At 63.8% G+C, this 19,183-nt stretch carries 16 protein-coding genes; 8 read left to right on the top strand and 8 right to left on the bottom strand.

Going from position 1 to position 19,183, the window contains the following annotated elements:
• The first annotated feature begins 102 nt into the window (after window positions 1–102).
• The 3 genes from thsA to HBNXHr_RS08325 all read left to right on the top strand — a co-directional run bounded on the left by thsA (window position 103) and on the right by HBNXHr_RS08325 (window position 2,748).
• On the top strand, window positions 103–1,656 hold the full coding sequence (gene thsA / locus HBNXHr_RS08315; protein WP_275883704.1) for a thermosome subunit alpha: 1,554 nt from the start codon (window positions 103–105) through the stop codon (window positions 1,654–1,656).
• Between the two features lie 101 nt (window positions 1,657–1,757).
• Complete coding sequence (locus HBNXHr_RS08320) at window positions 1,758–2,198, top strand: hypothetical protein (RefSeq protein ID WP_275736777.1); 441 nt, start codon at window positions 1,758–1,760, stop codon at window positions 2,196–2,198.
• Window positions 2,199–2,304: 106 nt separating this feature from the next.
• Window positions 2,305–2,748, top strand: a complete 444-nt coding sequence (locus HBNXHr_RS08325) for a carotenoid biosynthesis protein (protein WP_275881795.1) — start codon at window positions 2,305–2,307, stop codon at window positions 2,746–2,748.
• A 25-nt stretch (window positions 2,749–2,773) separates the two neighbouring features.
• On the opposite strand, the gene HBNXHr_RS08330 is transcribed toward HBNXHr_RS08325, so the two are convergent.
• Window positions 2,774–3,544, bottom strand: coding sequence for an SAM-dependent chlorinase/fluorinase (locus HBNXHr_RS08330; protein WP_275881796.1), 771 nt, complete (start codon window positions 3,542–3,544; stop codon window positions 2,774–2,776).
• 63 nt (window positions 3,545–3,607) lie between these two features.
• Window positions 3,608–4,165 carry a nicotinamide-nucleotide adenylyltransferase gene (locus HBNXHr_RS08335; protein ID WP_275881797.1) on the bottom strand — a complete coding sequence of 186 codons (558 nt, stop codon included), beginning with the start codon at window positions 4,163–4,165 and terminating at the stop codon, window positions 3,608–3,610.
• 171 nt (window positions 4,166–4,336) lie between these two features.
• On the opposite strand from HBNXHr_RS08335, the gene lonB reads away from it, so the two are divergent.
• Together lonB and HBNXHr_RS08345 are read left to right on the top strand one after the other, a co-directional pair.
• Window positions 4,337–6,475, top strand: coding sequence for an ATP-dependent protease LonB (gene lonB, locus HBNXHr_RS08340; protein WP_275736781.1), 2,139 nt, complete (start codon window positions 4,337–4,339; stop codon window positions 6,473–6,475).
• A gap of 2 nt (window positions 6,476–6,477) precedes the next feature.
• A complete protein-coding gene (locus HBNXHr_RS08345; protein WP_275881798.1) occupies window positions 6,478–7,326 on the top strand; it encodes a CPBP family intramembrane glutamic endopeptidase in 849 nt (282 codons plus the stop codon).
• 39 nt (window positions 7,327–7,365) lie between these two features.
• Here HBNXHr_RS08345 and HBNXHr_RS08350 read toward each other — a convergent pair whose 3' ends face one another.
• Window positions 7,366–7,830, bottom strand: coding sequence for an MGMT family protein (locus HBNXHr_RS08350; RefSeq protein WP_275881799.1), 465 nt, complete (start codon window positions 7,828–7,830; stop codon window positions 7,366–7,368).
• A gap of 77 nt (window positions 7,831–7,907) precedes the next feature.
• A complete protein-coding gene (locus HBNXHr_RS08355; RefSeq protein ID WP_275881800.1) occupies window positions 7,908–9,938 on the bottom strand; it encodes a hypothetical protein in 2,031 nt (676 codons plus the stop codon).
• A 173-nt stretch (window positions 9,939–10,111) separates the two neighbouring features.
• Between HBNXHr_RS08355 and HBNXHr_RS08360 the strand changes: the two genes are divergently transcribed.
• Entirely contained in the window at window positions 10,112–10,315 is a 204-nt protein-coding gene (locus HBNXHr_RS08360) for a hypothetical protein (protein WP_275736785.1), read from the top strand.
• A 5-nt stretch (window positions 10,316–10,320) separates the two neighbouring features.
• On the opposite strand, the gene HBNXHr_RS08365 is transcribed toward HBNXHr_RS08360, so the two are convergent.
• Both HBNXHr_RS08365 and thyX read right to left on the bottom strand, forming a co-directional pair.
• Window positions 10,321–11,415, bottom strand: coding sequence for a rod shape-determining protein (locus HBNXHr_RS08365; protein WP_275736786.1), 1,095 nt, complete (start codon window positions 11,413–11,415; stop codon window positions 10,321–10,323).
• A gap of 81 nt (window positions 11,416–11,496) precedes the next feature.
• Window positions 11,497–12,246 carry an FAD-dependent thymidylate synthase gene (gene thyX, locus HBNXHr_RS08370; RefSeq protein WP_275736787.1) on the bottom strand — a complete coding sequence of 250 codons (750 nt, stop codon included), beginning with the start codon at window positions 12,244–12,246 and terminating at the stop codon, window positions 11,497–11,499.
• Between the two features lie 116 nt (window positions 12,247–12,362).
• Here thyX and HBNXHr_RS08375 point away from each other — a divergent pair, with 116 nt between their 5' ends.
• Window positions 12,363–12,797 (top strand): DUF5788 family protein, encoded by a 435-nt coding sequence (locus tag HBNXHr_RS08375; protein WP_275881801.1) that lies wholly within the window; start codon window positions 12,363–12,365, stop codon window positions 12,795–12,797.
• Between the two features lie 43 nt (window positions 12,798–12,840).
• Here HBNXHr_RS08375 and HBNXHr_RS08380 read toward each other — a convergent pair whose 3' ends face one another.
• Together HBNXHr_RS08380 and HBNXHr_RS08385 are read right to left on the bottom strand one after the other, a co-directional pair.
• Window positions 12,841–15,321 carry an MMPL family transporter gene (locus HBNXHr_RS08380; protein ID WP_275881802.1) on the bottom strand — a complete coding sequence of 827 codons (2,481 nt, stop codon included), beginning with the start codon at window positions 15,319–15,321 and terminating at the stop codon, window positions 12,841–12,843.
• Window positions 15,281–18,139, bottom strand: a complete 2,859-nt coding sequence (locus tag HBNXHr_RS08385; protein WP_275881803.1) for a hypothetical protein — start codon at window positions 18,137–18,139, stop codon at window positions 15,281–15,283. Before HBNXHr_RS08385 ends, HBNXHr_RS08380 begins: the two co-directional genes overlap by 41 nt.
• A 191-nt stretch (window positions 18,140–18,330) precedes the next feature.
• On the opposite strand from HBNXHr_RS08385, the gene HBNXHr_RS08390 reads away from it, so the two are divergent.
• Window positions 18,331–19,140 (top strand): helix-turn-helix domain-containing protein, encoded by an 810-nt coding sequence (locus HBNXHr_RS08390; protein WP_275881804.1) that lies wholly within the window; start codon window positions 18,331–18,333, stop codon window positions 19,138–19,140.
• Window positions 19,141–19,183: the final 43 nt, after the last annotated feature.

The following is a 19,183-nucleotide window of genomic DNA, read 5'->3' on the forward strand; positions in this document are numbered from 1 at the left end:
CCACGCTGCAGCCCGATGCCGCCCGGTTCAAAACACTTATATAGAACCGCAAACGAGGGATAAGACGAGGCTACACATATGTCACAATCCGGTCAGCAGCGCATGGGTGGATCGCCCATGTTCATTCTCAGCGAGGACTCTCAGCGGACACAGGGAGACGACGCACAGAGTTCGAACATCTCCGCGGGCAAGGCCATCAGTGAGGCCGTACGGACGACGCTTGGTCCACGCGGGATGGACAAGATGCTCGTCGCGGACGGCGACGTCGTCATCACGAACGACGGGGCGACGATCCTCCAGGAGATGGAGATCGAGCACCCGGCGGCAAACATGCTCGTCGAAGTCGCCCAGACACAGGAGGAAGAAGTCGGTGACGGCACGACGACTGCCTCCGTGCTGGCGGGCGAACTCCTGAGCAAGGCCGAGGAGTTGCTCGAGGACGACGTCCATCCGACGACGATCGTCGAGGGGTATCACGAGGCGTCCTCGCTCGCCCGCGAGGCGATCGACGATCTCGTCCTCGACGGCGATCTCGATGCCGAGGACTTGATCACCGTTGCCGAATCGAGCATGACGGGCAAGGGGACAGGCGACGTCGCCGCGGGCCCGCTCGCGGAGACGGTCGTCGATGCCGTCGATCACGTCCGAACCGAGGACGGCGCTATCGACCGCGATAGCATCACGATCCACGCCCAGGTGGGTTCGAGTTCCAGCGCGACGGACCTGATCGAGGGCGTCATTGTCGACGAGGAGCCGGTACACAACAACATGCCCCGGTCGGTCGCGGATGCGTCGATCGCCGTCGTCGACGGGGACCTCGACCTCTCGGAGAGCAACATCGACGCGGAATACAACGTCAACAACGTCGACCAGCTCAACGCCGCGATCGAGTCCGAAGAGGAAGATCTCCGGAGCCAGGCCCAGAGCGTCGTTGACCTGGGCGCTGACGTCCTGTTTGCGAGTGGCGACGTCGAGGACCGGGTCGCGTCGTATCTCGCCAAGGACGGCATCCTGGCGATCGATGGCGTCGACGACCTCGGCGCGATCATCAGCGCAACCGGGGCAACGCGTGCCTCGGCCGTCGAAGAGCTCGAAACCGACGAACTCGGGAACGCCGACTCCATCTCGGTCGAGACCTACGGCGACGACGACCTCACGTTCATCGAGGGCGGTGCCGCCGCCAAGGCGGTCACGGTCTTCGCCCGCGGAGGCACCGAACACGTCGTCGACGAACTCGAACGCTCGATCCGGGATGCACTCGACGTCGTCACGGCCGCGATCGAACGCGGCGGCGTCGTGCCCGGGGCCGGCGCGACCGAGATCGTCATCGCCGACTACGTGCGCGACCACGCCGCCGGTGTCGAAGGCCGCAAACAGCTCGCCGTCGAGGCCTTCGCCGACGCCGTCGACGTGCTTCCGCGCACGCTCGCCGCCAACACCGGCATGGACCCCATCGACGCGCTGGTCGACCTCCGTGCCGCCTACGAGAACGAGACGCTCTCGGGGATCCTTTCGGGTGGCCAGAGCGGCGAGGTTGCCGACCCGCTCGAAGCTGGCGTTCTCGACCCCGCCGCAGTCAAGCGCGAGGCGGTCGACTCGGCGACTGAAGCTGCAACCATGATCGTCCGCATCGACGACGTCATCGCCGCGAACTGATCGGGACGATCCGTTCGGGATCCACGCACCCGCTCTTTGGCGGAAGGACGGCCACGTCGACTCAACGGAGGTTTTTTCGGGACACACTTGCTGGATTAGGTATGCGCCGTCGTGAGTTGCTTGCCGTCGCCGGGACCATCGGATGTGCCGGATGCGCCGACCTCTCGTCGATCGACGAGTCGACGACAGCCTCGTCGTTTCCACCCGCGACGGCCGTCTGGCACGTCGTGCCCCCGTATCCGTTCCGGTTCGACGGCGAAGTGACTGTCTCGGACGGGACAATCAAAGGGTGGGTACTCGACGACACCATCTCGAAGCGTGTTTCCGTGACCGGCGAAGTGATCGACGGAGGCCCCGTCAGCGTCTACTTCTCGGAATATCGGATCGAACAACCCGAGATCCCGGAATCCCCCATCGAGGAATTCACGGACGTCTCGACCATCGAAACGGCCGTCGAGTTCCCCGACGGTGGCGGATCATTTTTCTTCGCGGCCGACACCGTTACCACGATCGATCTAGAGATCGAAATCGAGACGGTGTAGGGACGATCATCCGGCCTGTCGTCCGGTCGCTGGGCCCGAAAAGCGATCGGCTGACGTGCCTTGGGTGTCAAGAGAAATCGTGTTCAATCGGGATTCGCTGGCCGTCATGACTCTCGTGGTCGGTCTCGTCGGGCTCAGTCACGCGGGATTCACCTGGCCACACGCGGCGACAATCGCGCTGTTCGGTGGCGGGGCAATAGTCGCCTTTGTCGCCGAAGCCATCGTAATCAACCGCGGACTGCTACACCATCATATCGATCCGAAACTGGTGGGCGTGCCGGTGTACGTTCTCTTTGGCTGGACCGGTGTCGTCTATGTTGCGTTTCGCGTTGCCCTGCTGTGGACCGACGGCTGGCTTGCCGTCGGGACCGGTGCTGTCCTCGCGACCGGCTACGACGCCCTGGTCGATCACCGGGGCGTCATAGCGGGTGCCTGGACGTACACGGACGACCTGCCTGGCCCGCGATTCCGTGGCGTGCCGTGGTGGAATTACGCCGGCTGGTTCGTGATCAGTTCGGTCACGGCGGCTCTGGCGCTGCCGTTCCTGTGATCGGAGGGTTTCAGGGCCAGAGACGTTACGTCCAGCGCAACCGGACCCGCGACCCGGGTGAGACGCTGAATCGTTCGTCGCCCCGCCCCTGGTTGACGGCGAGTTCGACATTCCCGTGACTCCCGACGGTGACGAGTCGGTTGTCGACCTCGACCGCGGCGTAGGTTCGCCGGGCGGGTGCCCAGACGCCGTTGACGGTCACTGCCTCGCCGAAGCAATCGGCCAGCACCTCGCCCGGCACGTTCGTGATCGCGTTGCCGAAGTCATCGACGACCAGGATTTCGCCGTCGACACCGTCTTCGCGGATCGTGGGCTCGGGGAATGTCAGGCCCTCGTATTCCTCGACGGGCACGAATCGATCGCTGGTTTCGAACCCGGACCGACCCGCCTCGTGGATCGTCGCCGCCGCCGGTGCGAACACGTCCCGGCCGTGGAAGGTGACGCTTTCGGGATCGTCATATACGTATTCAAAAATCTCGATCCCACCGCTATCCTCATCAGCAAGCGCGCGGGCAACCGGAATCAACACGCCGTTGTCGGGGCCGACGAGGACGTGCTCGCCGGCCCGAATCGCGAGGGCTGCCCGGTCGGTTCCCACGCCGGGATCGACGACGACCAGGTGGACAGCCGGCGGGAAATACGGGAGGACTTCACGGAGCCAGAATGCGGTCGCCCGGACGTCCTGGCGGGGAAAATCGTGGGATATATCGATCAGTTGGGCGTCGGTCCGGGCGGCAAGGACGCCCTTCATCGCTGCGGGATACGGAGACCCGAAGTCGCTACTGAGGGTGATCATGACTGTACGGACGGTGAGCGAGGACAAAAGATATCGGGGCTGGCGGCGTCGCGGAGCCAACAGTCAATCGCTCGGGGATTCGTCGGCTTTGGCTTCCCAGCGTTCGACGACGTCGGACTGGGAAATCGTTCGGAGGCGCTCGACGCCGTTGCATTCCTCCAACACCTCGACGACGGCGTCGGGCACCCGGTCGCGCCACTGATCGCCCTCGATGATGCGCTCGCGGATCTCGCTGCCCTCCAGGCGCTCGCGGTCGAACATCCGCGACTGCCGGACCTCGATGCCGGCTTCCTCGAACAGTTGCACCACCAGCGGGTTGTTCGAATACGCCAGATCGAAATTGGGGCACATGCTCTGGACGTGGCTGACCCACACCGAGTGCCGATCGAGGTCCTCGATGGGGACGACGTAGGTCGGGAGGTCGAATTCGGCGACGGCCTTGTTGACCATCATGATGCGCTCGCCGGCGGTAAACGGATCGTGGACGGTGTGGGAGTCCCCGGCGCTCCCGATCCCGAGGACGAGTTCCTCGACCTCCCCGTCGGCCGCGATACGTTCGACCATCGTGTGATGGCCGTTGTGATAGGGCTGAAAGCGGCCGATGTAGAATCCGCGTGTCATATACCCAGTTCCAGGACGTGGGCTTTCATAAACCCGGCGAGTCGTCGCTCGACGGATTCTTACCGCCAATCCGAACGCCGTCTATCTGTTTTCCCGCGACCGGCAAACCCGGTCGTGAGGAGAAAGTATATCAATCGACAGTCCCTGGATCATCGTACTTGACCCGTTAGAATGAGCGAAAACAAGGATACTGCCGACGATGCGCCGCCCGAGCACGAGGAGGTGTCCGTGTCGGACGACGGCCAGGTGGACGGGTCCGACGCGTCGTCCGAGCGATCGACGGGTGCTTCTGACCAAACAGAGGTCGAGCAGCCGGCAGAGCGGGCTGACGCGACGGACGTGGCCGACCCCGACGAGTCGGATACCGACGAGGAAGTAGCTGATCTCGGGAGCGACGTCACACTCGACGACGAGTCGACAGTCGTCGACGGCGAGGACGACGTACTGGGTGGATTGAACATCGACTCGACCGAGGATATCGAGGTGCCCGAGCGGTTGGTCGATCAGGTTATCGGGCAGAGTCACGCCCGTGACATCGTCCTGAAGGCGGCCAAACAGCGCCGCCACGTGATGATGATCGGCTCGCCCGGGACGGGCAAGTCGATGCTCGCAAAGGCGATGAGCCAGCTCCTCCCCAAAGAGGACCTCCAGGACGTTCTCGTCTATCACAACCCCGACGACGGCAACGAGCCAAAGGTCCGGACAGTGCCCGCCGGGAAAGGCGAACAGATCGTCGACGCCCACAAGGAAGAGGCCCGCAAGCGCAACCAGATGCGGTCGTTCCTGATGTGGATCATCATCGCGATCGTGATCGGGTACGCACTGTTCGCCGGCAATCCGCTGTTGGGCGTGCTCGCAGCGGGCGTCATCTATCTGGCGTTCCGCTACGGGGCGCGTGGTGGCGATTCGATGATCCCGAACCTGCTGATCAACAACGCCAACGAGCAGACCGCGCCCTTCGAGGAGGCGACGGGTGCCCACGCCGGTGCACTGCTCGGCGACGTCCGCCACGACCCCTTCCAGTCCGGCGGCATGGAGACGCCCAGCCACGACCGTGTCGAGGCCGGTGCGATCCACAAGGCCAACAAGGGCGTGCTGTTCGTCGACGAGATCAACACGCTGGACATCCGCTCCCAGCAGAAGCTGATGACGGCCATCCAGGAGGGCGCGTTCTCGATCACCGGTCAGAGCGAACGCTCCTCGGGCGCGATGGTCCAGACCGAACCCGTCCCGACGGACTTCATCATGGTCGCGGCGGGCAACCTCGATGCGATGGAGAACATGCACCCGGCCCTGCGGGACCGGATCAAGGGCTACGGCTACGAGGTCTACATGGACGACACCATCGAGGACGAGCCCGAGATGCGCCGGAAGTACGCCCGGTTCGTCGCCCAGGAGGTCGAGAAGGACGGACGGCTCCCACACTTCACCGAGGAGGCCGTCGAAGAGGTTATCCTCGAAGCCCGCCGCCGGGCGGGCCGCAAGGAACACCTCTCGTTGAAGCTCCGGAATCTGGGCGGACTCGTCCGGGTCGCTGGCGACATCGCCCGCGCCGACGACAAGGAGTACACCGAACGCGAGGATGTCCTCCAGGCCAAAGACCGCTCGCGTTCGATCGAACAGCAACTCGCGGACAACTACATCGAGCGCCGCAAGGACTACAAGATGACCGTCAACGAGGGCAGCGCGGTCGGCCGCGTCAACGGCCTGGCGGTGATGGGCGAGGACAGCGGGATCGTCATGCCCGTCATGGCCGAGGTCGCCCCCTCCCAGGGCCCTGGCGAGGTCATCGCGACCGGGAAACTCCAGGAGATCGCGATGGAGGCCGTCCAGAACGTCAGCGCGATCATCAAGAAGTTCTCCGACGAGGACATCTCGGAGAAGGACATCCACATCCAGTTCGTCCAGTCCTACGAGGGCGTCGAGGGCGACTCCGCGTCGGTGACGGTCGCGACGGCCGTCATCTCCGCCTTAGAGAACATCCCCGTCGAGCAGAACCTCGCGATGACCGGCTCGCTGTCGGTTCGCGGTGACGTCCTGCCAGTCGGCGGTGTCACCCACAAGATCGAGGCCGCCGCCAAGACCGGCCTCGACACGGTGATCATCCCGAAGGCCAACGAGCAGGACGTGATGATCGAGGACGAATACGAGGACCAGATAGAGATCATCCCCGTCAGCCACCTCTCGGAAGTGCTGGAAGTCGCGCTGGCTGGCGAACCCGAAAAGGACAGCCTGGTCGATCGGCTGAAGTCGATCACCGGCCAGGCACTCGAACGGAAGATCGGCCAGACCAACCCCAGCCCGCAGTAAGCGTGACCCGCTGGGCCGCCTTCGTCGGCCTCACCGGCGTCGTCGTGTCACTCGTCGTCGTTCTTGCCTCACTCACCCAACGGCTACTCGACGCAGAGTCGTCACAACAGTCGACCGTCCGGCTGCAGCCGACGGGTTTAGACCCCGCCGTCACGCGGTCGCGATGGGTTCGGGTTCGGCCGGCCGGTCGATCGACGCCGACTGGCGGAACCACGTCGCCACGCGCTTCGCCGGCGTCGATCCCGACAGTTGCCCTGTTCGTCAACGTGGTGCTCACGCAGGGCGTTTTCGGCAGCGTGCTCCTGGTCGGTGCGCTCGTGTTTTCGATCCCGCTCTCGGCCTTTGGCGTCGGTCCTGCATCGCTCGGCGCGGTCGCGCCGGCCCTGGGCCTCGGAATCGCCCTCGGACTCGGACTCTGGATCGGGAGCGAACTCGCAGTCTCACTCGCCGATGCGGTGGGTATCGATTACGACCAGGGGTTGCGAGCCATGTTGACGCCGACGACGCGGGGTGAGTGGGTCCTGTTGTTCGGCGTCGTCCTGCCGATCGTCGCCGCCAGCGAGGAGTTCATCTTCCGGGCGGCTGCCATCGGCGTCCCGGCGACCGGACTCGACGCCTCACCGTGGGCGCTCGCGGTCGTCTCCTCGCTCGCTTTCGGCGTGGCTCACGGCGCACAGGGTCGGGCTGGGGTGGCCGTGACGGGACTCCTTGGCCTGGCGTTGGCAAGCGTCTACATCGCCACGGGGAGTCTCCTGGTGGTGATCGTCGCCCACTACGTGGTCAACGCGACTGAGTTCCTCGTCAACGCAACCGGAACTGACCCGATAGCGACCACCACCGTCACCCGGTAGTCGCCCCGGTGATCGCAGGCTGGTTCGTAGATCACTGCTTCAGGCCACCCCCTCGATCGATCGCAACTTCTGTTCGACCGCTGGCGGTGCGGCGCTCGGGCCGTCCCGAACCCGGTGGTCGGGGATAAGGAGTGGAGCCGGATTCTCTGCCAGTGCCGTCCGGACGAGACGGACATCCTCCTCGGAGTCCGGATCGAGCCCCGGCGTCATCCGCGCGAGTTGCTCGACGGTGATGCCCTCTCCATACGGGATCGACCGTAGCGTCTCCAGGACCTCACGGTGGTCGCTCGCCATCGTCAGCGCTACCGGCGTCGATTCAAAGGAAACCGCTTCGCCCTCGAAGTAGGCCTCGATCCGGTCCAACAGTGGGTGGTCGTCCCCGGCGTCGGCAGACGGCGTCTCCGGGAACGAGACGGCGATCACCCGGTCGCCGGCGACGCCGAGCTGGACATTTCGGTCGAGATAGTCGATCTCCCGGGCGTAGATGCCGGCTGGTTCGTCCATATGCCCCGAACGGTCGACACCGACTTGAAGATATCCCGTCGCGTTCGATGCCGGCTGCCGCACGCCGAACAGTGCGGTCAGGACGGTGGAGCCGCTTGGCGTGGGGTCGGTCGATCCGCGTGCTCCGGCGGATCATCGGTCCGATGCCAGAGTTCGCCAAGACTCCGGCGGTCGACGATCGTGACCCCCGCCGAGATCGCTGTCTTGAACGCCGCGGGGTCGACAGGGTCGGTCGTTACGAGCACCGGCCACGGATCATGCTCGGGTCGGTCCTGCCCGTGGGCGATCCCGCTGACGACTGCCGAGTCGACCGGATCGCCGTGGCACCGAACCCTCAAACGCAGGGTAGCCTGGACACCTGATCGCGTGGCGAGGAGTTCGGGGGCGTCCGGATCGGGCCGGTCGATCGTCCAGCCGAGGTTTCGCCAGATCCTCCGGACTCGTCGAAGCAGCGTCTCCGCGTCCAGCGTCCGGAGCCGTCGGACGTACCACCCGTGTGACTCACGAACAGACCGGGGAATCGCGAGTGTCCCCTTACCGTCGTGGGCCGGCCGATGGATTGCGAGTGCCCCGTCACTGTTGTCGACCGGTCGATGGACCGCCAGCGTCACGTCGGCCCCGTTCGATGGGGCAGGGATGGCGAGGATGCTATCGCCGTCGGAGTACTGTCGGTGAACCGCTGGCAGTACCTGATGGGTGCGAACTGGCAGTATCTCCTGGCGATCCCCACCAGCGAGTGGCCGGATCGCCGTTGTCGTTTCGGTGGGGATGCGGGGTCTCTGATCTGCGGCCTGCGTGGACTCGCTATCAGCCGCTGGCAACCGCTCGATGCGACCTTCGAGGACACGCAGTTGCGAACGCAGACCGTCGACCGCGTCCGGATCGAGTTCCCGTGCGATCTCGATCGCAGCTTGCAAATGCTCGCTGGCTTCGGCGTAGGCCTCGCGGGCGGTTGCGGAAGCACCGGCCCTGGTGAGTCGAATCGCAGCTACCCGGTGTTGGTCGGCTGCCCTGGAACGGGCGGCTAGCAGTTCGTCGGCGACCGTGGCCAGCCGTGCTTTGATCTGGCTGTTGCCACCGGCGAACCGCGACTCCGCCCGCCCCCAATCCAGTTCCAGAACCGTTCGGTAGCGGTCGAACGCTGCTCGCCAGTGTTCGGCGGCCTCGCCGGGAAGTGACGCGTCTACCGCAGCCCGATGACGTACCCTGGCGACCTGCATCGGGGCGACGGCCAGCCGGTCGAGGTCGCGGTCGATCGCGGACAGCATTGTCAATACCTGGGCTCTGGCTTCGTCCGGGAGTTCGTCCCGGTCCAGCAATGCCTCGCAAATCTCTCGGGCTCGTTCGAACGTATCGGCGGCCCGTTCGTAGGACTCCCCACGCCATGCCGTCCGGGCGCGTTCACGCTTCCGTTCAGCCCGGGCAAGCAACAACCGCCGACGCTCCTTGCGGTAGCGATCGTAGGTCGCCCTGACCCGATCCTGCATTGCCGGAACGTCCGCGGGGAAGGCTTCGACGGCCTCACGCACGTCATCGAAGCGGTCCGCGGCCTGATCGAGTGCCGCCGTGGCCGATTCGAATTGGCCGTTTCGCAGATCGCGTGCTGCATCGACGATCGCGTCTTCGGCCTCGCCGAGCAGGCGCTCGAAGCGAATGCGGCGCTGTGACGCTTTCGAGAGATACGTCTCGACAGTCTCTGCATCCGTCGTCTCGGGTGAGATTTCCCAGACGTGGTCGCCGATCCAGAACCGCACAGTCGACTTCCGAAACCCGGTGGACGCCGCAACGTGATCGATGTCGGTCAGCGGGATCGTTACCGGATGGTCACCGCCATCGTCTGTCGCCCCACCGACGACAAGGACCACGCGATGGGTCGTCAGTGCGACCAGCGTCCGATAGCCCGACCCAGGTTCATGTGTGGTTTGCCCTTTTGGACTTTCGTGGCGAACACCGCTGGCATCCGTCGCGAAGACGACCTGCGGTTGTTCCCGGGAGTCGAGATGGGATTCGAGCGGCGTCTCGGCGAGATAACCGTCGCGGAGCAACCCGCCGCTCCCGGTTTCCGTCAGGAGTGCTTCGCCGACGATCCCCGCGTCGTCGGTTGTCATGCAATTCAGTTCACGCCCGACTGTCTTAAAAGATGAGGCGAGACGTCCGGGATTGAGGACCCGTTCACGAGGGGCGGGGCAACTGCGAGTCGGTCCGATCGTCCAGCCGTCGGCCGACCGACTGACGGATGTCTGACTGGCATTTACGGGGATGGTCTCAAAAGAAGCCGTCAATGCCTCGGCTCGCACTCTCGCTCCCGGCAGAACTCGGATCGCTGCAGGAAGACGTCTCACGTGGGACAAGCAACCGACGGTCACTCTCGGAGTGTCGTTCGGCCGACCGGTCGGGACCACTCGATCGAACGGACGAGACGCCACAGATCGAATCGTGGCTCGCCTGCTGGAGCGATGGGGAAGCGTCCGAGAAAACCAGGTAGGAGGGTTACGACGAGTCGGCGAGCCTCGCCGCGATACGTTGGGCGCCGACCGTCGCGGCCAGGTCCGGATTCTCCGCGGCGATCACCTCGACTTCACGGTTGAGTGCGTCGCTGACGCGCTCGGTGAATTCGTCGACGATCCCCGGGATACAGGCCATGCCACCCGTCAGAACGATCGGCCGATCGAGGGCGAGCTGGTAGACTTTCATGTGGTCGTTGGCGAGTTCGGGCAGGAAGGTATTGGCGAACTCATCGACCACGTCGTCGAGGTATTCGTCGACGGCGTCCATGACGCTGCGCTCGATCGTGAACTCGTGTGAGCCGCCACCGGGTTGCTGGATCACGTCCGTGAACGGCTCGAAGCTCTCGAAGTCAGCATGCTCTTCTTTGTACTCGCGGGCGGTCTGAGTGTCGATGTTGACTCGCCCCTGGGTCTCGGCCTCGACGTAGTTTGTGATCTGCCTGTCGACCTCGTTGCCGGTCACCGCGCCGGTCGTGAACGGCGCGAGTTGCTCACCCCGGCGGTAGGCGGAGGCTTCGAGGTTGGTCGAGCCCATATTGATCGCGATGAAGATCTCGTTGATCGCCTCCAGATCGTCGCCGAAGGCGGGGATTGCGCCACACAACGACTCAGGGTAGCTCTCGATGAACGACTTGCCGACGGCGCTGTTCTCGACGACCGAGCGGAGATTGGCAAGCCCCGCTTCGTTGTCGATCGTCGGGATCGCGTAGACGACCCCGCTTTCGGCGGGGATGTCGTTTTCCTCGACCAGCGACTGGAAGAACCGCTCGGTCAACTCCGCGCCGTCCTCGTCTTCGGGCAAGCCCGACCGGAGCATGAACTGGACGCGGTCGGGGTACTCTTCGGCAGCCTCCTCACCGTAGAGAACGCGTTCCTCGCCGGTAAGTGCATCTTCATACGTTGCCAGACAGGTCAATGTCCGGACTGTTTTCATTTCGCCGTCCTCGGGGTAAGAGATGACAGTCCGTGTACTCCCAAGCTTGACTCCGACGGGCATCGGTTCGCCCGTTGCCTGTTCGTCCTCGGCCTCGGCGTCCGGTGACGACTCGTCGTCCGTGTCAGCGTCGTCAGCACTCATACGCTCGCGAGTTGACTCTCCGAAAGTATATACCTACTGTCGCTGCTCTCAGGAACGATACTGGCGCCGGGGATCGATTTCTCAGGGTGCAAGCCGGTTCTTCCGGTCTTTCATGTGTTCGTTGTAGTAGTCGAAGGTGAGCGGTGCCCACTCCGCGGCGAGCTCAAGGATGTCCTCGGTCATCTCGCGGATCTCCCACTGGGCGTCGGCGGCCGCGCGCATGTCGCCGATATGCATCAACATCCGGGCGTTCAGCGTCATCACGATGTTGACTTTCGTGCCGATCGGCAGCACCATCCGGGCGTCCTGGGCCGGCACGCCGAGATCCAGCAATTCACGATAGGACTCGAAGGATTGTTCGAGTGCATCCCGGTAAGCGGTTTCTCGTTTTTCCAGAACAGTATCGTCGTCCAGGTCCTCGTATTCCTCGGCAAACTCGGCGTTACGGCCAGTAACCCCCGGGTCGGAGAGGCCGGGAATCGCGACGACCGCCTCGCCGGGTTCGGGCTCTTTCTCGTCGAAGGAGACGTACCGCATCGACTGGATGTCGAAGGTGACGTGGCGGTGGCGCGTGATCTGGGCCATACACGATCGGCTGACGCCCTTGATCGCGAAGGTGGCGTGGGGATGCTCGAACGGGCCGTAGTGGCCGTGTTCGAGCAGGTGAGAGATGATCGTCTCCTTTTTGTCCTCGAGCGTATCGCCGCCGACGGATTCCATCGTCTCTTCGAAGGTCTGGTCGCCGACGAACTCCGAAAGGTAATCGTTACGTGCGGCCGAACAGATGAGTTCCTCGGGATCGTCGGTGGCTTCGAGCAACTGAACGTCCATGTACACTCGGCCGGCCGGCAGGTAGATAAATCCACTTTTCGCGGCGGGCACCAACGGGCGGGACCACTGCGTGAGGAGACCAAAAGATACGCGACACCGGGGTCCCGAAACCCTGTATGAACGAGAATGGGGACGAGGAGCCACTCAGCGATCGGCGGCGTCGGGAGTTGCTAGAGCGGGTCGAACGCAAGACCGCAACGGTCGGCCAGCAATTGCCCCAGTCCGTCGAGATTCAGGGGACCGAGATGAACCTAAAGGAATTCGTCTGGGAGACCAAACGCCAGGGGACCGTCCCGCCGGAGATGCGCGACCGCGTCCGGAAGGTGCGGGCGAAACTCACGGCCGAGCGCAAGGATCGGAAGGAACGACTCGAATCAGGCGAGTTGACCGAAGCGGCAGCCGAAGAACTCGCCCAGTCCATCGTCGGCATCGACCGGGCGATCTCGGCGCTGAAGAACCTCCACGAACCTGACCTCGAAGACAGTGCCCGACAGGCGAAAGTCGAGAGTTCCCGGCGGTGGGTCTCGTTTCTGGACACGATTCTGGACTGACGCGAGCGGCGAGAGGAGTCCGACTCTGAGACCGCCATCGAACCTACTCGAACAACCACACCCAACCACGAAGCGTCAGCGGCAGGACCGCGATCGCCGTGATGTACGAGAGGAAGGTGCTGATCCCGGTCAACAGGCCGAACTCGCCCAGGATCGGGTTCACTGCGATCGTCATACAGAGCGTGCTGCCGGACGTGGTGAGGACGCTTGCGGTGATCCCGCCACCGGTCCCGCCGAGGGTCACGAGCAGGGCCTCCTGGACGTCACCACACTCGTCGTACTCGTCGACGAACCGGTGGACGACGTGGACCGAATAGTCGATGCCGAGCCCGATCGATATCGAGAGAATCGTCGCTGTCAGGGCATTGAACGCAATGCCCAGCACCGGCATCGTCCCCACGAGAAGCACGATCGCGACGGTGATGGGGACCATCGTGACGACGCCCAGTGACGGGCGATCCTCCAGCAGCCAGAAGATGACGATCAGAAACACGGCCGAGAGCCCAAAAGCAACGAGGAAGCTCGAGACGGCCGATTCCATGAGCGCTTCCGTCAACGCCCGGAAGACGACGATATCGCCGGTCGCAACCGCGTCGTGTCTGGCGTTTGCTGCCAGTTCCCGGGCGTCCTCAGTCACTTCTTTCTGGCTTGCGCTGGCTTTGACCTGATAGACGACCTTGGTCGCCTGCCGATCTTCGGTGAGGTACTCCCGGGCCTGTTCGCCGGATTCGGACGCCAGCAACTCGTCGTAGATCGGCTCCAGGTTTCGGTCAGGGACGTCGTTTTCGGTGAGGTCGTTGCGCTGGAGACGGGCCGCGAACCCCTCGTCATTCTCGGCGTGTGATCGGATCACGTCGATGATGCCTTCTGAGACGGCGCGACCGTCCTCCCGGACGAACGAGTCGGGCGGATCCGTGCCGGTTCGATAGATCGCCTCCAGGGCGTGATTTCGCTGCAGTGGCCCCTCGAGGTAAAGCGTCACCTGTTCGGTGTTGGTCGTCTCGAAGGTATCGGTGATGTAATTCGAGGTGGCCGTGATCTCGAACTCCGAGGGAGCGATTTCGTCGGGAAGCACGTCGATCTGCGGTGGATGCTCGGCATACGGCAGGAAGTCGTCAGTCTCGAACTTGGACTGGACGTTGGTCGCCGAGTGGGCGGCCCCAGCGGTCACCAGCAGGATGATCGCCACGAGGACGACCGGGTGGCGCTTGGCCATCACGGCGCTGGAACGAAGCGCGGTCCCCAAACGCGATCCCTCGCCGCCAAGCGGCGTCATCGAGAACTGCCCGATGCCGTGGGCCGCGCGCCAGTGATCCGTGCGGACTTTCAGCGCCGGGAGGAACACACCAAAGACCGCGAGAGTGAATACCATGCCGATCGCGACGACCAGGCCGAACTCCCGGACGGGTGCCAGCGCGCTGGTGACGTTCGCCGAGAACCCGATGACGTTCGTCACGGCGACGATGAAGAACGCCACGAGCAGCCCTCGCGTGGCGGTTGCCATGCTTTCGTCGACCGACCGGCCGTCGACACGCTCCTCGCGATACCGATTGACCGCGTGAATCCCGAAGTCGATGCCGACCCCGAGCAACAGGACGGGGACAGCGATCATCATGAGGTTGAACGGGATCCCAACCAGGCCCATGAATCCGAACGTCCAGACGATGGCCATGAGCAGACTGATCAGCGCGAGCACGAGGTCGATCGGATCGCGATAGGCCACAGTTAGGAAAGCGAGGATCAGGACGATCACGACCGGCACGATCAACGACAGCGACTCGAAGATGGCCCGGTCGAACCCCGCCTGCTGGATCGCCGATCCGAACACGCGCACGTCGCCGTCGCCGGTCTCGGCAGTCACTTGCACGCGCTGCTGGACGGCTTCAAGCGTCGAATCGTCTCCCTCCGGAACCGCGTGAGAGACGAGTACCATCGTCGCCGATGCCCGGGGCTGGTTGGGGTTGAGGTCCTCGCTCAGCAACTGGGTTATCCCCGGTCGTCGGTCGAGCAACGTCCGGGCCGCGTCCCGGACTTCCGCGGGCGTCGCTGTCTCGATGGTCCGGCGCTGGGCCGCCGTCGTCGTCGCAAAGGGATCGAGGACGCTTGCAGTCCCGGACGCGATACCGGTCACCGCACGCACCCGGAGCGACGGATCGGCTTCTAGCTCCGCCTGGAGTTCGAGCAGCCGAAGCAGCGACGGCTTCGAGAACACATTCTCGCTGGTGAGGACGACCTGCGTCGAGTCCTCACCGGCCTCGAAGGTCGATCCGAACTGATTGTCGACGAACGCCTGGGTGTGATGTTCGGGGACGCTCTCGAAGAACCGCTGGGTACCGGAGTCGATGCCCACGCCAGGGATCCCGAAAGCGAACCCAGCCGTCACCACGAGAAAGGCCAGGACAACGCGGCCGGGCCGATCGACGATCACCCGACCGATCCCATCGACGACCCGCTCGTGATCAACAACCGAGGTCACGGCCATCTCACTCGGATTCGTCGACGTCCAGTCGGTCGCTGGATCCATTCCCCGAAGTCACTCGCTGGCGCAGACGACTCCCGATGGCCCGTAGTCGAGAGGCTGCGCCGACGTACCACCCAAGGGCGATGATGGCGACGAATGCGCCGACACCGCCGAGCACGACGGGGACCCCGAGCGATGACTCCGTCCGCTCGATGACGACAGGGATACGGTACGTATCCGAGAGGGCGCTCTCGCCACGCTCGTCGTCGAACCGGAACTCCATCGAGGCCGAATAGGTCTTTTCACTAGCGCTCCCGTCGGCCGTAATATCGAGTGTGATCGTCGTCGACTCGCCGGGGTCGAGTGCCGAGATGAACGCCGAATCGTCGCCGCTGTCGAGTGGGTCGTCGGTGAAGAGACTCGCCTGGATGTTCGACAGCGTCTCGTTGCGACGGTTGGTGACCGTCAGCGTCAGTGGCCCGGACTCGCCGGGGGCCAACGTCCCGGTTGTCCGTTCGAGTGCGAAGGCGTCGCGACTGGCCCCGATGGTGACAGTCACGTCGCGTGTATCGGTCTGTCGGACGTCCATCTGTGGATCCCGATAGCGGGCGGAGAGTTCGAAGATACGAGGGCCGTGCTCGGCTTCCTCGGTGACGCCGACACGGTAGCGAACGGTCGCGGACTCGTTCGGGCTGAGTGACCCGACAGCATAGCGGCTGTTGTAAAAGTTGACGTTCCGATCCTGGGTCGAGGCCGTAACGACCAGGCCCTCGACGGAGCGATTTCCGGTGTTGGTCACCGAAACGTGCAGGTTGCCTTCCTCCCCGACGAAGAGGTCACTCCGGAGGCGGTCGAAACTGAACCGTTGTTCCGGGAGCGGCGTGATACCGACCGCTCGCGTCTGCTCCGGCATATCGTCGCCAGCCTCGTTCTCGTAAGCGACCGCCAGGTTCGCAACGTACTCCCGGACGATGGCGTCGTCGTCGAAGCCTGCCCGGAAGGAAACTGTCCGGGTCTCACCGACTGCCCACTCGCCGACGTAGGATTGGGCGGTCGGCGTCCCGGTCTGTGGCGGCTCGACGGTAACGCCCTGCGCTTCGATGGGTTCGGCCCCGCCCGTGCCGAAGAACATCGCGTCGGCGTCCGAACTGGCCGTCACGACAGACTGGGTCGCGTTCACCGGCCCATCGTTCCGAAGCGTCAGCGTCACCCGACCGCTGCTTCCCACGGGGACGTCGTGGTCGATCGACTCGACGACGAACTGTGGTTCGCCGGAGGGTCTGAACGCGACCTCGGTGGTCCATTGATTGTCGTTGTCGTCAGCGTCAGTGTACTCGAAGTCCACGTTCAGGGGGTAGGACCGATTGACGGCGTTCGCGGTCGCGCCGACCCGAAAGGTAAGCCGACGGGTGTCGTTCACACCCCACTCAGAGACGGTAGCAGTCCCTGACCGGGAGGACTCGGAACCGACATAGATCTCCGAGTCCGGCGTCGACGCCGTCACCGAAACGTCCGAAAAGTTCGTTTCAGCAACATTGTCGACGACGACAGTGAGCGTCCCAACGCCGTTCGTGGGCACGTCGTGGGTACGACTGACCAGCGAAAAATCGTCGTGTTCGCCCGGGACGAACTGGAGGAACTCGGTCCGGGTGTTGTCGTTATCGGCGGCGTCAGTGTACTCGAACTCGAGGTCGATCGGATACGGTCGGGCGAGTGCATCGTCGGTCGTTCCAACCCGAACCGTCACGTTCCTGGTCTCGTTTTCGTGCCACGTCCCGATGGCAGTCGTCGACGACCGTGAGGACTCGTCGCCGAGGTAGACGTCAGTCGCGGTCGTCGAGGCCGTCACGGTAACGTCTTCGATCGTCTTGCGTGCCATCTGCTCGAGTGAGACCGTCAGTGTCCCCTCCCCATTGCGGGGCACGTCGTGGGTGACGTTGACCACGTCGAACCGGGTCCGGTTCCGCGGCGTGATCCCGATCGACTCGCTCGCCGTCTGCTGGGCGTCGTCGCTGTCGACATACTCGACCGTCACGTCGACCGGATACTCCCGGGCCACGGCGCTGTCAGCAGTCCCCGCACGGAACCGGAGCGTTTTGGATTCATCTGCCCCCCACGAACCGACATTTGCCTCCGCTGTCGCAGTTCCGGACCCGAAATACAGGTTCGAGTCCCCCGAAGACAGCGAGACTGTCGCCTCCGTCACATCCTCGTCGCCGGCGTTGCTCATCTCGACGGCGACGGTCCCCTCACCGCCCAGCGGGGCGTCGTGAGAGACGGCCTCGACCTCGAAGCGGGGTTGTGGCTGGATCTCGACGGTGATCGTGTCCGTATCGGAGCGCTCGGCGGTCGTCTCGTCTCGCAGCCGGTACTCGCCGGTTTCGCCTTTCTCGTAGGTGGCGCGTGACGTGTGCCGATACTCGCTGGTGACCTCGAGTTCGTACGTTCCGGCCGCTGCGTCCTCGTCGACGACGACACTGAACACCTGCGGGTCGGACGCGTTCCCGTCCTGCAGTGTGCCGGCGGGTTGGGCGTCGGTCTCGACGGTGAGCGGCGCACCCCTGGTATCAGTGACGTTGACGGAAATCGAACGGGCCTCTGTGACACGGTCGCGCATCTCCTCGGTGTAGGTGCCGTTACTCCCGAAAGTCGCATCGTTTTCGAGGTAGATCGAGATGGACCCACTCTCACCAGGGTCGAGACGAGCGTCGGGGGCCGACGCGGAGAGGTCCGGCGTCCCTTCGACAGTCGTGACGTTAGCGGCACGCGCAACGCCCACACCGAACGAGACGACGCCCGCCACGGTACTTCCGACGATCATCGTGGTGAGAACGATTGCCGTCACTTTCCGTCGCGGCGCAACTGATCCAGAATGCCCCATCGTACGTTTGTGTTCTTCGAGGACCGACTAAACGATTTGCAAACGCTAAACAACTATCTATACGTTTATTTTGGTTAGTATCGATAAGAGTGCCGGGTGATGTCTCCTCTGTGTGCTGAATTCACTCGCTCAGGTTCGGGACAAACAAACTCGTCGAAGTGTATATAGGTGATCGAGGCGGATTTTCGCTCATGGTTAACCTGTGTGACCTTGGATTGTCGAGCTACGAGGACCAGGCATACCGGACCATGCTGGGTCACGGCCCGGTCTCGGCGATGGACCTCGCCCAGGCGAGCGATGTCCCGGAGGGGCGAATCTACGACGTCCTCGATAGCCTGGAGACCCGGGGGCTGGTTCGCTGCCAGACTCACAGCCGACCGAAGCAGTATCTCGCGGTCGAACCGGAAGCGGCGATCGATCGACTCGTCGAAACCCGTTCCAGAGAACTGCGCGAGGAGATCAATCGCTACGAAGTCGTGGGTAATCGACTCATCGACGAGCTCTCCGCGGACGGATCCGTGTCCGAACAGTTTCTGACGACGGCGATCGGCGTCGAGGACGCAACCGAGTTGTTACTCGAACGCATCGCCGTCGCCGACGAGCAGGTGGTGATGGTCGCGGACATCTTCACATCGGAGTTCGACGTCGCCGAGATGGGGCCGGACATCCTCGATCACATCGCCGACGCCATCGAACGCGGCGTCGACGTCTCGATGCTGGTTCCCCATCGGCTGGTCGACGCCGTACCGGGCGGATTTATCGACCGAATCGAACGCGAACCGTTCACCGACGACGGCTTCGCCGTGCGGACGACCGACCAGCTGTATGGGGCGTTCTTTCTTCTCGACCACGTCGAGCTGTGTTTCGATGTCGTGAACCCGATGGAACGTGACGCGATGATCGGACTGATCAACGTCAAAGACCCATCGTTCGCACTCGAACTGGAGTCACAGTTCCGAAAACACTGGGAAGAAGCTACTCGGTACGAACCCGGACTGTAAACGCGCGTCCTGCCCTGGGCTGACGCGGTTGTGAACAGGCGAA

It is taken from the genome of Halorhabdus sp. BNX81, assembly GCF_029229925.1.
Lineage (GTDB): Archaea > Halobacteriota > Halobacteria > Halobacteriales > Haloarculaceae > Halorhabdus.